The following is a 13,133-nucleotide window of genomic DNA, read 5'->3' as shown; positions in this document are numbered from 1 at the left end:
AGGGCGACCGGCTGCTGATGGACGTGGAGGGATCATCCCCGCACCTGCGGGGAGCACTCGATTGCCCCATCGGTCGGGTGGTTCGACAATGGATCATCCCCGCACCTGCGGGGAGCACGGCAGTCTGCGGACTTCTACTCAGCAATGGATCGGATCATCCCCGCACCTGCGGGGAGCACAACAAGTCCGATGATGTGACCGTGACGTAGGGCGGATCATCCCCGCACCTGCGGGGAGCACAACGCGACCGCGTTGTTGGCCGCCCAGTACAGCGGATCATCCCCGCACCTGCGGGGAGCACAGCGTGACCGGCATCGCCGCGGCCTCTTTCGCCGGATCATCCCCGCACCTGCGGGGAGCACCCAGCTGCGCTCGGCGGCCCGCATCCGGAGCCCGGATCATCCCCGCACCTGCGGGGAGCACCGACACGCAGGCATGGCGAAGGTCGTAGGGACGGGATCATCCCCGCACCTGCGGGGAGCACCGATTTTCACTCAGGACCCGACCGCGAATTGGGGGATCATCCCCGCACCTGCGGGGAGCACGCGGAGTAAGCAACTCGGGTCTTGTACTTCCACGGATCATCCCCGCACCTGCGGGGAGCACGCGGGCGTCGTCCGGGTGGCTGCCCGTGGAGTCGGATCATCCCCGCACCTGCGGGGAGCACAATCGTCCTCTGTTGCCACGCGAGGCATATTACGGATCATCCCCGCACCTGCGGGGAGCACACTTGATAACCAGGAACTATACAGCCCGAAACAGCAAAACAGCTTCAATTTGCATCAGCCACCACCCCAACCTACATCCGTCCAACGCCGCAAAGACGGCAGTCACTCGATCCTTCTCGAACTCCCCCCGGAGCACAGAAACTCGGCAACCACCAAGGTCCGTACAAGACCATCCGAAGAGCCCCGCCTGCGCGGGGAGCACGGTCCAGCTCGTCTGCCCATCTACGTACACCGCGGATCATCCCCGCCTGCGCGGGGAGCACGCCGCGTCGTCGTCCTCGCCGACGGTCTCGGTGGGATCATCCCCGCCTGCGCGGGGAGCACCTTTGTTCCTGCACCGAACTGATCCAGTCGTCGGCATCATCCCCGCCTGCGCGGGGAGCACCTACTTGATGACCAGGAACTATACAGCCCGAAGCAGCAAAACAGCTTCAGTTTGCTTCAAACATCCACCGAGCCAACTTACATCCACCCCACACCGCAAAAACGACAACCACTCGATCCTTCTCGAACTCATTCGGCGCGCAGGAACTCGGTGACTGCCGTGTTCCAGTCGAAGGTGGCCAGGCCGTCGGTGCCGCGGCTGGTGAGGCTGTCCGGGTCGAGCAGGCGCACGCCGGCATCGGTCAGCAGCCGGATATTGGCCGGGTAAGCGGGGTGCCGGCGCAGCACGGGCTTCACGCAGGGCGCCAGGGTGATGGGCACCTCGCCGGCCAGCAGCTCGTTGACCAGGCTGACCGCCAAGGTGTCACTGACACCGGTGGCGATCTTGGTGAGGCTGTTGAACGTCACCGGCGCGACCAGCACGGCATCGGCCTTCGGCAGCGGGTCCTGCTCGCTGGGCATCCTGGGGTACACACGCACCGGACGACCGGACTGCTCGGCGAGCTCCTCCCCGTCGACCCAGTCCGCGGCGGTGGGAGTCAGCACCACGCACACGTCCCAACCCGCCCGGCGCAGCAGCCCGACCGGTTCGGCCAGCTCCCGCACCGGCGGCGCCGCGGTACCGACCAGATACACCACCGGCCCGTCCCCAGCGGTCATGACAGCACTCCAGCCCGCTGCGCCAGCGGCCGCAGCCCCGGCGTGGCCGACCGGCGCTCCCGCTTGAGCATCTCGCGCAGCAGCTCGCGCACGATCACGTTGTAGCGCAGCGCCTGCGGCGCCACCCGCTCGGCCTCCATCAGGTTCACCACCACCGCAGCGTCCTCGCGGTGCTGCGAATACGCCCACGCCGTGTCGATGTGCACCTGCGCCCTCCGGCTGCTCAACCCCTCCGGCAGCCCCTGGGTGTCGATGCCCTCGGCCAGCGTGATCGCGTGCTTGGCATCGCCCAGCTCGGCCGCGGCCGACACCCGGTGGATGGCCACATTGGTCGGCCCGAAGGCGGTCCAGCCGTAGTTGCCGTCCTCGCCCAGCGCATCGGCCAGGTACTGCGCCCGCCGCAACCGGTCGGTGGCCTCAGCGTGATCGCTGCGACGCCCGGCGATGACCGAGCCGATCAAGAACAGCGCGCCCTGATACGACACCCCCAGCGGACCGTCGTCGTCCAACTGCTCGGCAGTGGTCATGGCCACGTGCTCGGCCCGATCGAGCTGGTCGAGCTTCAGGAACGCGCACGCCACCTGATACGCCGCACCGGCCCCCAGCGTGGGTGCTTCGGCCCGCATCGCGGCCGTCACCGCCCGATCGGCGGCGACCCAGGCCAACTGCCCGTCACCGATCTTGGTGACCAGCTTCGCCGCCGCGATGTACACCTGGTTCTGCACCGACAACGCCCGGCGCCGCTCGTCCCCGCCGGTCTCCGCCACGATCGCGTCAACGCTGGTGACCAGGCTCGGCAGGATCCCGGCCGCCGCCCCGTAGTCGGCCGACTGGTACCGCCGGTGCACTTCACCGGTCATCCTGGTGATCTCGTCCAGGTTCCCCGCCGACACCGCGGACACACCCAACCCCGGGTAGGCGCTCAACGCCGAGCGGATCTCCTCCAGGCCGTCCAGCTCGGGCTGGCCGTTCGGCGCCAGGGCGAACCGGTGCCCGGCCAGCGTTTCCACATCGGTCTTGAGCACCCGCGCGATGTCGATGAGCACCGACAACCGGTCCACCGACCGGATGCCCCGTTCCACCTGCGACAACCACGACTCCGAGCGGGCCACCAGCTCGGCCAGCTCGCGCTGGCTCAACCCACGCCTGCGACGGTAGATGCGAATGCGCTCGCCTATCGGCCCTTCGGTCACCATGCCGCCATTCAACCTCTCCCACGCAGCCGGAACCCGCACTTTTGTGCGGGTCCGATCCGCACCGTGGTGCGGGTGTTCTCGCGTGCGGGTTCTCGCCGCTTCCGGCACCCAGGCTAATGGGCGGCAGTCGATGACAGCAGCCGCGAAGGAGGGGTCGGATGTCCCGTGACGAGAAGGCTTCGCCCGCGAGTCGGCCGAGCACGCGGTTCGACGACGCGGGCAACGACGACTCCCCAGGAGTCTCGACCACCGAGATCGACGAGTTGATCAGCCAGGTCCGCGCGCTCAGGACTGCTCGGCTCCGCCGGCTTGGCGCCGCTCGACGGCATCGACACGGCTCCTGAGCTCCTGGAGCTGTTCGAGTACGTCGTCGAGCTTGAGCAGCACCGGGTCGTTCGCCTCTTCGGCGTACGGCTGCGCGGCGGTTCCGGTGAGCACCTTGCCCAGGTAGTCGGAAGGCCAGTCCAGCGCCTCGGACAGCGCTTCGAGGGTTCGCGGGTTCCGGCGGCGCGGCATCTTGTTGTACTGCAGCTCGCGGATGGTGGCCGGCGAAACCTTGGACCTGGCCGCGACTTCCAACTGGGTCAGCCCCAGCTCACGCAGGCGGTTCGAGATCGCCTCCGCCACAGCGGCCCAGTCGTCCTCCACTGCTCACCTCCACGCGCGTCACCGCAGCGCCAAGGTTAGCGCCTTCGTAGCTGATTCCGTCGATCGACCTGCGCGAACGAATCACTTCCGAATCAGGGGTAGCCAATATTAGCTACGTTAGCTATTGTTGTTCGTGTCCACAGCGAGCTTGGAGGCAACAGGTGAGACAGATGTTCAACGCACGGAGCGGAGCGGGCGCCGAGGAACCCCGCTTCTACAGCGTCGAGCAGGTGGCCGGGCTCTTCGGGGTGTCCGCGATGACGCTGTACCGCGCCATCGGCAACCACGAGTTCCCCGCCATCCGCATCCGCGGCAGGCTGATCGTCCCGGCGAAGGCCATCGACGCCATGGTCGAGGCCGCGCTCGAGCGCAACACCGCCGTCGACGCCACCGAGTTCGCCACGGGAGCGGCGGCATGATCGCGGCCGGTACGGAGACGGCGCTGACGTTCGCGGTGACTCTCCCGTCGCTGCTGGTGGCCCACCACGTGGCCGACCACTGGGTGCAGACCTCGCACCAGGCCGGCACCAAAGGACTGCCGGGCCGCTCCGGCCGCTCGGCCTGCGCCGCGCACGTGGCCGGCTACACCGCGGTGACCGCGGGATTCGTCGGTCTGCTGTGGACGCTGTTCGGGCTCCCGGTAACTCCCGCCGGGTTCGTGACGGGACAGCTGGTTTCCGCACTCACCCACTACTGGGCGGACCGCCGCTGGACCCTGCACCGACTCGCCACGACCGTGGGACGGGGAGGTTTCTACGCGCTCGGATCGCCCCGGGAAGGCAAGGACGACAACCCCTCGCTGGGCACCGGAGCCTACGTGCTCGACCAGTCCTGGCACTGGCTGTGGCTGTTCGTCGCCGCCCTGCTGACGGCATTCGTGTGAGCCCGAGGAACGAATGAGCATCAAGGTCATGACCTGGGTCTGGGACAACTCCCCGACCAAGGGGACGGAGCTGCTGATGTTGCTGGCCATCGCCGACAACGCCGCCGACGACGGCGCGAACGCCTTCCCATCGGTCAGCACGCTCGCCCGCAAGACCCGGCTGGACGAGCGCACGGTGCAACGCATCCTGCGCAAACTCTCCGACCAGGGACAACTGCACATCGACAAGCGCGGCGGGAGGGAGGCCAACCGCTACACCGTCCTAATGGGACAGCAGCCCGCACCCCCGGCGAATTGCCACCCCCGGCAAAACGCCACCGGTGGCACCGCTGCCGCCCCAGGGGTGGCGCAGCTGCGTCACCCCACCCCCGGCACAGCTGCGCCGCCCGAACCCCCCGGAACCGTCCTGGAACCGTCCCCCGCCCCGCACGCGGCGGAAGTCGCGCGGAAGGAGGAGGAAAGCACCGACATCGACGCCGTACTGGACGGGCTCGGCCAGTCGTGGCCGCTGACGCCGCAACAGCGCAAGCGGATCGCTCCGAAAGTGGTCCAGGCGCTGGCCGCCGGTTGGTCCACCCAGCGGCTCACGCACTACCTCGGCGCGAACCCGGAAGGCGTGAAGTCCCCGGCCGCCGTGCTCGCGGCCCGGCTCGACGATCTGCCCGAAGCAGTCACGGAGGAGCCGACATCACATCGGCCGGACTGGTGCGGGAACTGCGACGAACCCAGCCGGACGGTCGAACGCACGGACGGCCGCTGGTCGCGCTGCCCGCAGTGCCACCCGGGCAACGCCGATCGCGACTCGGGGCGGCCGAAGCCGCCAAGCACCCACCGCCCCGAGCCGTCCACCCCAACCGATCAGGAAACCGGAAGGAGTACTTCCAGTGTCTCGCACGGCCAATGAGCTACCCCACCGGGAACACTCGATGCTGCGCGCGGTCGCCGACGGCCGCGTCGAGATGAGCAGCGGTCGCGAACCCGATCTGTTCGTCGACGGGGCCTGCTGCTGCGACCAGGTCACCGCCCACCACCTGGCGCACGAGGAGCTGCTCGAACCGAGCGGTTCCGCGGCGGGCGGAGCCCGCGTGCAAGCCGTACTGACCGAGTCCGGCAAGCACCTCCTCGGACTCTGACCTCCTCAGAGGCGGCCGAAGCCGCCAAACACCCGCTGTCTCTGAACTTCCACCTCAGTTTTCCAGGAAGGAAAGGTTGAACATGGCCGCGAAGTGGATCTGCCCGGAGTGCGAAGAGGAAGCGATCAACACTCCGCCCACCAAAGCAACACCGCAGCTGAGGGCCGAGGGACTTCCGGAGTGGAGTCACCGCGATGGTGAACCGCTCTGCCCGGTGATGAGCTCTTCTGGCTACGTACCCGCGGACCCCGTTTCCCAGTAAGCGGTTCGCGATCCGGGCGACCGAAGCCGCCAAGCACCCGTCGCCCCGAATCATCCACCTCAACCCAATTTCCGGGAGCCAACTGTGCGTTCCACACCTCTCATTCAACCGGACGACCACTACGACCGCGCTCACGCCAGCGACTCCGAGTCCCGTTTCGGTGCGTACCTGCGGCGCAACACCGCCGCCTTCCTCGACGGGGACGAGCCCACCGCGGACCCCGTGGAGTTCGCCGCCTCCGCCTGGCGGATCGCGCGGCCCCCGGTGATGACACCGGGCTATCTCGTCGCGCACGACCAGGTCCTCGACGCGGAATTCCTGCGCGAGGACGACGGCACCGCGGTGATCCGCGTCGACCTCACCGCGGAGCTGCCCTCCGAGATCGCGCGTGATCTGCGGAGTCGCTGGGTCGGCTGGATCCGCGGCCGGCCCCACGCGACCAACGTGCTGCGGTTCGACATTCCGGTGCTCACCGACCGGCTGCCCGCACCGGTCTACTCCGTCCGGGCCGTGCCGGACACCGAGACCGTGAAGGAAGCACTCGGGCAGCTCTGCGGACTCGTCAACTCCGCACTTGCCGACGTTCTCATCGATCTCGAGCGGACGGAGGTCGCGTGATGCCCAACAACAGGATCACCCGCTTCCAGCGCGAACAGCTCGAACGTGCCGCGCGGTTCGCCGACTCCGACGGCTGGACGCTGCAGCTGAGAGTCACCGAGGAGCAACGGCGCAACTGCGCCGACGTTCCGGTCGACGTCTTCTTCCCGAACGCCGAGGAGGACAGCGGGGAACGACTCGTCCGGGCCGAGCGCGAGCGCATCGCCGAGCAGTGCCGGGGCTGCCCGGTGGCCGACGAGTGCCTGGCCGGCGCGCTGCTGCGCGGCGAGCGCTACGGCGGCTGGGGCGGAGTCGGCCAGCCCGACTTCCAGCGGCTGAGCAGGCTCTTCCGGAAGCTGCGGCAGCGGGGCCGGCTCACCGAGATCGGAGGTGAAGCGGCATGAGCACTCGTTTCGTGGACCCGGGGGCCGCCCGAACCGCCGCCAAGGGCGAAGCGGAACGGGCCAGGGCCGAGGCCGAGTCGGTGCGGGCCGAGACCCGACGTGCGATGGCCGAGGACGCCGCACGGCGGGCTCGCGAGGAGCGGGACGAGCGGGAACAGCGCAAGCAGCGCCGTGCCGCCGAGCGCAGGCAGCGGCTCGCCTCGGTGGTGAGTTGGATCCAGGCTCATCCGACCGAGCTGCTGATGAGCGTGATCGTGGTGGTTCCCGCCCTGCTGGCCTGGTCGGCGATGGCCGCTTACGGCGTCGACATCTACGGGCCGCTCGGTGGCGTGCTGCCGCTGTTCAGCGAGGGCGCGATGTGGGCGTTCGCGTTCTCGGTGCACCTGGCTCGCGGGCAGGGGCGCCCGACGGGGTGGCTGCACACCGGGGTGTGGACGTTCGCCGCGGTCAACGCGACGTTGAACTTCCTGCACGGCTTCGGCGCCTCCGGCGTGGTCGTCGGGCTGGTCATGGCGCTGGTTTCGGTCGGCGGCGTCGTCGCGCACCAGCTGATCACCGCCGCGCCGATGCGGACCCGGCGCTCCCGCACCGAGCGGGCGGCCGCCCGTACGGCGCGGATCGCGCAGCGCCGCCGGGTCCGGATGGAGCGGGCCGCCGTTCGCCGGTCGGTCGGTGAGCTCGCCGAGGACGGCACCATCCAGCTCCGGCACGCCCCCGGCACGGTCACGCTCACGCGGAGCCGGTTCGGCGGCCATCGACTGCGGGACGCGGTGGTTCCCGGCCTGACACCGAGTGGTTCCCGGAAGTCCGACGAACCCCATGAGGGCGAGCAGCTGGCCGCCGAGATCGGCCGGTGGCTGTCCGGGGAATCCACCTCCTCGGAACCGGCGGGAACAGCGAAAACCGGCTCCGGAGACCCGGCGGTTCCCGAGGCGGGAACCAACGACGAGTTGGCCGAACTCGTGACCCGAGCCCGGCAAGCGATCGAGACCGGCGAGCTGAACCCGCGACCGAGCAGGCGAGCCGTGCAACGGCACCTCGGAATCCGCGCCACCACGGCCCAGGAGGTGCTGCGGGCGCTGCGCGGCCGCGGCGGCGACGGCGAGGCGGAGGTCGCGGCATGACCGAGCGACTCCAACAGGAACTGGTCGAGCGGGCGCGGCGGGACCTGCACGCCCGCCGCGGCCCGAGCCGGCGGCCGGTGGCCACCACGGCCTGGCTCTGCGAAGGCCACTGGCAGGCCGACGACCAGATGGACATCTGGCAGTGCGCCGACGAAGTGGCGCTCGACGCGATGCGCGCACGCGGCGAGGAGGTGGACGAGCATGACCACGACGAAGCGTGAGCCGAGGAAGGTGCGTTCGCTGCGGCGCCGCACCGCGCACCACGCGGACCGGGCCCGCAAGGCGAGCACCCCCGTGGAGCGGTTCCGGGCCGCGCAGGACGCGTTGCTCAGCGCGGTCACGCACTCCCGAGGCCCCGGGCGCGCAGCACGCGAGCAGCACGCCGAGATCAGCGAGCACGTGCGCCGGGTTCTCGAGCGGGCCGAACCGAACCCGGCGAGCGCGGCGCTCTACGACAGCAAGCTCAACCAGAGCGGCACCGACTCCGCACGGCTGGGCAATGCGCTGATGTGCCTGCGGGGTGCGATCTCGCTGCTGTCCGAAGCGGAGCGTGACCGGCTGTTCGAGCACTACGCCCGGCACCTGGGCGAAGAAGCCCAGCGGATCGACGCCGAAGGTGGTGACCGCTGATGGCGATCCCCGACCCGTGGGAAGGGACCGAGCACGACACCGCGAACCCTCCGGCAGCGGCCTCCAATCGGGGGCGTGAGCGCGAGCCCGAGCGCGATCGCGCACGCGCGCGCGAGGACCCGGCCGCCGGGGGCGAGGAATCCGAGGGCGGGGAGGTCCTCCCCTTCCCCGGCGAGCGCCAAGCGGTGAACACGCCGAGTGACCGGATCGAACCGCGAGAACCGGAAGGTGAAGTCGCACCGACCTCGGTGGCGAAGCTACGAACGGCCATCTCCGCCTGGTCGGCGGAGGCCGGTGAGACCGCCCGCGCGGCGCTCGACGGGTCGGTGTGGCGAGCTCGCCCGCCGTCCCTCCGGGACATCCACACCCGTGCCCGCCGGGCCGAGTGGTCCGGGGGCGTTCCCGCGCTGCGAACCGCGGGCCAGTGGTTCGGCTGGGTGTCCCTGGTGATCACCGCGGTGGGGTACGCGCTGCTCTGGCTGGCGCGCCGCCCCTCCCGGCTCGTGCTGACCGCCGCCGTCATCGTCCTGGTCGTCGTGCTGGCGACCTGACTACCTACCGAGGAGGAACCTTGTCCTGGGCAATCATGATCCTGTCCTTCGGCCTGGTCGCGATCCTGTGGAAGCGCAAGAAGGCCAACCCGTGGTGGCTGAAGTCGTCGCTGGTCTTCATCGGCGGGTGCTCGCTGGCCGACACCGCCCTCGGCGCGTGGCTGGCCGCCCGCGTCAACGACATCGTCGACATCGTCCCGGTGAACAGCGGCATCACCGTGGGAGCGGCGACCCTGCTGCTCATCGTGCTGACCGTCTACGACATCGGCATCGACCGGAAGGCCGACAAGACGGCGCTGATCTGCCTCGTCGCGCTGCCGGTGCTGTTCCTGGCCGGTGTCGGCCCGCTGGCAGAGGCAGGCTCCGGGCTGACCGAGGCGATCTCGCAGGTGGGTGCCAACAGCATCGGCCGGCTGATCGGAGGTCAGTGATGGCGATGCTGATTCTGGCGATGGTGCTGGCTGCCGGGCTCACCCACGCCGCGGAGCAGAGCACCGCCCGCACGAGGGCCCGCTGGGACGAGGCCCGCCGCAGGGCAGAGGAGCGCGGTGCGGCCAGGGAACGGGCGCGCCAGGAGCGTGTCCGCACGGCCAAGTCCCGGTGGCACGCCGCCGTGGCCGCCGGGCCGCGGCACCTGCTGTGGTGGTTCTACGCCGTCGGCTGGATCACCGTGGGAACGGCCGCCGCCCTCGGCGCCGGTGTGGTCGGCGCGTACTCGGGGGCCGTGTCCGGCGGCCGTTCGGGGTACCGGGTCGGTCTCGAGGCCGGACGTCGCGGAGCCCACTACCGCGAGGCCTGGCGGCAGTGGCACCGCGAGACCCCTCGTCCCCACGTGAAGCTGGCCAAGTGCCGGCGCTGCGGCTACTGGGTCCGCAGCGAGCAGCTCGACGAGCGCGGACTCTGCCAGGACTGCGCCGCGGAGGTCTCCGGACCGTCCGCAGCGGGGGCCGAGGACGTGCCCCACGAACCACCGGCGGGGAACCAGTGGCACGCGTGGGCGGCGAGCTCGACCCCGTGCTCCCGCTGCCTGGGGCCCATCGATCCGGGGAGTCTGCGTTCGCAGAACAAGGACCGGCCGCTGTGCGCGGCGTGCTCGCTGCTCGAGGAGGTCCGCCGGAGCCGGGCGAGCGACCACCCGTGCCGCTGCATGCGGTGCGGCCGCACGGCTGACTTTCAAGAGCTCGACCGGGCCGGATGGTGCCGGTGCTGTACCCGGCACCACGGGGCCGGCGGCACGGGCGGCCACGCAGCGCCCCCCGGAGCACAGACCCCCGGTGAGGAGCAGCAACAACCCCACCGGATCCACGTCGACGCGGAACGCGCCGACAAGCACGAGGAAGAAACCGAAGAGCAGAGAGGAATCACCAGCACCATGGCCGAACTCATGCCCGCCAACAGCACGGTCTCCGCGACCGGTGAGGGCTACGCAGACACCGTCAACACGCTCGCCCAACTGACCACACTGCTCACCCGGGCCCACGAAGAAGTCACCAACCTCGGCGACATGCTCACCGCCAACAGCCTGGACGCCGAGACGCTGAACCAGATCAACGAGCTGGCCGACCTGCTCGACACCGCCGCACCGATGGCCGACCGGCTGCACAAGCACGTCGAGAACCGGCACGGCGGGGTCGCCGACGCGATGGCCTCGGCAGGCGGAAGCGGCAACGTCGCCGACAAGGGCTGGTACGACCAGTACTGAGCTGCCGGGTGCGTGTCCCGCCCCGGCAACCGCCGGGGCGGGGTGCGGGTCCGGAAAGCCCAGCGGAAGGAGACGAGATGACCACCCCCACCAAACACCCTCCCGTCGAACCAGAGAAGCGGGATTCCGAATCGGACACCGCACCGGAGGAACGACGAACTCCCGTAACACCGCAGGTGGCTCGGGAGGTCCGACGACTGCTCCGGCGCTGGCGCAACCAGGCGCTGCCGTTCGCGGCGATCGGCAGCACCCACGGGATCGGCGCCGTAGCGGCTGCGCTGAGCTCGCCGGAGGCGCTGCTGCCGGTGGCGGCGGGCTGGACGGCCTCGGCCGGAATCTACGGCCACGTGCACCGCAGCACCTCCCGGTGGGAACGGCTGTACGCCTGCGTCGCGGCGGGAAGCTCCGCGGGCTGGCAGGCGGCTCTCGCGCTGGCCGGGGCGAACGGCGTCACGGCGGGACTGATGTGGGCGTTCGGCACGACCCTGTCGATCCCCTGGTGGGTGCGGCACGCGGAGCCGGAACCGGACGTGACCGCCGAACTCGCCGCACCGCCACGTCCCAGGGAAGCACTGCCGGTGGCGCCCGGCACGGCGGATCGGCGCCTGAAGCTCTGGAACGAGCACATCGCCGCCACCGGGAAATCGCTCCCCGAGTCCACCTTGGACGGGATCACCGGATTCGCCTACGGGTGGAAGGCCACGGTCACCCTGGCCACCGGGGAGCACTGGCACACCACGCTGCAGGCGCGCAAGTCGATCCTGTCGGTCTACGACCTGCCCGACGGCCGGGTGTTCGTCGAGGCGCTGCACGGAGAGTCGGTCCGCAGGTCGCGGTTGACCGTGCTCACCAGCGATCCGCTGCAGCAGAAGAACCACTGGAACGGCCCGGGGCTCGACCCGGCCACCGGCAAGTTCCCGCTGATGATCGCCGCCGACGGCGAGCCGCTGCACTTCAAGCTGTGGAACCCGGGAGCGGGCGCCCTGCACGCGCTCATCTCCGGCGTGACCCGCTCCGGCAAGACCAAGGTGCTGGACGTGGTCCTGACCGAGGCGAGCATGTCGGACCGGGTGCACCCGCTGGTGATCGACGGGGGTGGTGGCGCCTCGCTGCCGCAGTGGTGCGAGCGCGCGAACCTCTTCGCGGGCAGTCCGGAACAGGCCCGCCAGGTGCTGCGCTACGCGCTGCGGCTGATCGAGCGGCGCCGTCCCGCCGTGCAGCGACAGGGCGGTGGCTCGCTGGAGCCCGCACCGGAGATGCCGCTGGTGCCCGTGGTCATCGACGAGGCGCACAAGCTGCTGATGAGCGACGACGAGACGGACAACCGCGACATCGTGCGGATGTGCGAGCAGATCACGCAGGAGGGCGCCAAGTTCGGCGTCTGCCTGATCCTGGCCACCCAGGTCCCCTCGGTGAAGCAGCTGGGCAACTCGACGGCGCTGCGGGACCAGGTCAAGGCGGGAACGATCGTGGGGCTGCGGATCACCGAGAAGGGCTCCGGGAACATGATCGACACCGGCGACCCGATGCCGGAGCACCTGAAGGATCTGCCCGCCGAGTTCCCCGACGGCAGCTCGACGCACGGGCTCGGCTACATGATGACCTCGCGCAAGATCCGGGCACGGGCGCTGCTGCTGGAGAACCCCGCGGATCACCCGGTGACGCCGGCCCCGCTCGATCCCGAGTCGGCCGCCGAGCCGGTACCCGCGCTGAACGGGTCGGACCGGGTGGAGGAAAGCCCCGCGCAGCAACGATCCGGGCCCGCGCACGAGGACGTCGACGCAGCGGTGCAGCAGGCGATCGCCGACGGCACCGGGCAAGACCCGTCCGCGCTGATGCGGGAGACCGGGCTGACCATGCGGCAGGTCCGCTCCGCGCTGAAGCGGATCTGATCAGACCTTCCGGTAGATGTCGTCGATCGTCTTGCGCAGCTTCGCCGCGTCCCGATCGCCCACACCGGACCGACCGCTGGTGGTCAACAACAGCACATAGCGCCGGAACAGCTTGTCGGGATCACCCGTCGACTGAGCCAGCCACCCGCGGAACTCGTGCACGAACGAGTCCACAGCCGAGAAATCACCGGGCGGACCGACCACCTGGCACGCCGCGCGCAAGGCGATCAGCCGATCCATCTCCCGATCGTCCACGCCAGGCAGGTTCACCACCGAATCGTTGTCGATCTCCATGCGCACAGCCTAGCCACCACGCCCCCGCTGAACCGAACACTTCCG

At 70.0% G+C, this 13,133-nt stretch carries 17 protein-coding genes and 1 CRISPR repeat array; of the genes, 13 read left to right on the top strand and 4 right to left on the bottom strand.

All coding sequences use genetic code 11. The features are described from left to right. Positions 1-29 precede the first annotated feature (29 nt). A CRISPR array of direct repeats spans positions 30-728; the repeat unit is 28 nt; unit sequence GGATCATCCCCGCACCTGCGGGGAGCAC. A gap of 513 nt (positions 729-1,241) precedes the next feature. From FHR84_RS11470 to FHR84_RS11460, 3 genes are all read right to left on the bottom strand, one after another. After that, positions 1,242-1,772: a flavoprotein gene (locus FHR84_RS11470; RefSeq protein ID WP_179535488.1), complete on the bottom strand. Its 531-nt coding sequence runs from the start codon at positions 1,770-1,772 to the stop codon at positions 1,242-1,244. Beyond that, on the bottom strand, positions 1,769-2,968 hold the full coding sequence (locus FHR84_RS11465) for a helix-turn-helix domain-containing protein (protein ID WP_179535487.1): 1,200 nt from the start codon (positions 2,966-2,968) through the stop codon (positions 1,769-1,771). The genes FHR84_RS11470 and FHR84_RS11465 overlap by 4 nt, the downstream gene beginning before the upstream one ends. Before the next feature lie 285 nt (positions 2,969-3,253). Beyond that, complete coding sequence (locus FHR84_RS11460; protein WP_179535486.1) at positions 3,254-3,616, bottom strand: helix-turn-helix domain-containing protein; 363 nt, start codon at positions 3,614-3,616, stop codon at positions 3,254-3,256. 170 nt (positions 3,617-3,786) lie between these two features. Between FHR84_RS11460 and FHR84_RS11455 the strand changes: the two genes are divergently transcribed. The 13 genes from FHR84_RS11455 (at position 3,787) to FHR84_RS11395 (ending at position 12,794) form a co-directional block, all read left to right on the top strand. Next, on the top strand, positions 3,787-4,035 hold the full coding sequence (locus FHR84_RS11455) for a helix-turn-helix domain-containing protein (protein ID WP_092523442.1): 249 nt from the start codon (positions 3,787-3,789) through the stop codon (positions 4,033-4,035). Continuing rightward, on the top strand, positions 4,032-4,499 hold the full coding sequence (locus tag FHR84_RS11450) for a DUF3307 domain-containing protein (protein ID WP_179535485.1): 468 nt from the start codon (positions 4,032-4,034) through the stop codon (positions 4,497-4,499). Before FHR84_RS11455 ends, FHR84_RS11450 begins: the two co-directional genes overlap by 4 nt. A gap of 13 nt (positions 4,500-4,512) precedes the next feature. Continuing rightward, entirely contained in the window at positions 4,513-5,403 is an 891-nt protein-coding gene (locus tag FHR84_RS11445) for a helix-turn-helix domain-containing protein (protein WP_179535484.1), read from the top strand. A gap of 22 nt (positions 5,404-5,425) precedes the next feature. Then, a complete protein-coding gene (locus FHR84_RS11440; RefSeq protein ID WP_218862758.1) occupies positions 5,426-5,632 on the top strand; it encodes a hypothetical protein in 207 nt (68 codons plus the stop codon). Between the two features lie 346 nt (positions 5,633-5,978). Continuing rightward, positions 5,979-6,512 carry a hypothetical protein gene (locus FHR84_RS11435; RefSeq protein WP_179535482.1) on the top strand — a complete coding sequence of 178 codons (534 nt, stop codon included), beginning with the start codon at positions 5,979-5,981 and terminating at the stop codon, positions 6,510-6,512. Beyond that, a complete protein-coding gene (locus tag FHR84_RS11430; protein ID WP_179535481.1) occupies positions 6,512-6,895 on the top strand; it encodes a WhiB family transcriptional regulator in 384 nt (127 codons plus the stop codon). Before FHR84_RS11435 ends, FHR84_RS11430 begins: the two co-directional genes overlap by 1 nt. Next, positions 6,892-8,019: a hypothetical protein gene (locus tag FHR84_RS11425; RefSeq protein WP_179535480.1), complete on the top strand. Its 1,128-nt coding sequence runs from the start codon at positions 6,892-6,894 to the stop codon at positions 8,017-8,019. The genes FHR84_RS11430 and FHR84_RS11425 overlap by 4 nt, the downstream gene beginning before the upstream one ends. After that, the gene (locus FHR84_RS11420) at positions 8,016-8,240 is read left to right on the top strand and encodes a hypothetical protein (RefSeq protein WP_179535479.1); all 225 of its coding nucleotides are present in this window, start codon (positions 8,016-8,018) and stop codon (positions 8,238-8,240) included. The genes FHR84_RS11425 and FHR84_RS11420 overlap by 4 nt, the downstream gene beginning before the upstream one ends. Further along, positions 8,221-8,649, top strand: coding sequence for a hypothetical protein (locus FHR84_RS11415; protein WP_179535478.1), 429 nt, complete (start codon positions 8,221-8,223; stop codon positions 8,647-8,649). Before FHR84_RS11420 ends, FHR84_RS11415 begins: the two co-directional genes overlap by 20 nt. After that, the gene (locus tag FHR84_RS11410; protein WP_179535477.1) at positions 8,649-9,200 is read left to right on the top strand and encodes a hypothetical protein; all 552 of its coding nucleotides are present in this window, start codon (positions 8,649-8,651) and stop codon (positions 9,198-9,200) included. The genes FHR84_RS11415 and FHR84_RS11410 overlap by 1 nt, the downstream gene beginning before the upstream one ends. Positions 9,201-9,220: 20 nt before the next feature. Next, complete coding sequence (locus FHR84_RS11405; protein WP_179535476.1) at positions 9,221-9,631, top strand: hypothetical protein; 411 nt, start codon at positions 9,221-9,223, stop codon at positions 9,629-9,631. Next, a complete protein-coding gene (locus FHR84_RS11400; RefSeq protein WP_179535475.1) occupies positions 9,631-10,902 on the top strand; it encodes a hypothetical protein in 1,272 nt (423 codons plus the stop codon). The genes FHR84_RS11405 and FHR84_RS11400 overlap by 1 nt, the downstream gene beginning before the upstream one ends. Before the next feature lie 77 nt (positions 10,903-10,979). Continuing rightward, positions 10,980-12,794 (top strand): FtsK/SpoIIIE domain-containing protein, encoded by a 1,815-nt coding sequence (locus tag FHR84_RS11395; RefSeq protein WP_179535474.1) that lies wholly within the window; start codon positions 10,980-10,982, stop codon positions 12,792-12,794. Here FHR84_RS11395 and FHR84_RS11390 read toward each other — a convergent pair whose 3' ends face one another. Further along, the gene (locus FHR84_RS11390) at positions 12,795-13,088 is read right to left on the bottom strand and encodes a hypothetical protein (RefSeq protein WP_139186542.1); all 294 of its coding nucleotides are present in this window, start codon (positions 13,086-13,088) and stop codon (positions 12,795-12,797) included. Positions 13,089-13,133: the final 45 nt, after the last annotated feature.

It is taken from the genome of Actinopolyspora biskrensis (assembly GCF_013408175.1).
Taxonomy (GTDB): Bacteria; Actinomycetota; Actinomycetes; order Mycobacteriales; family Pseudonocardiaceae; genus Actinopolyspora; species Actinopolyspora biskrensis.
Note: the sequence above shows the minus strand (reverse complement) of the source record. Positions and strands in the feature narration are given on the sequence as shown.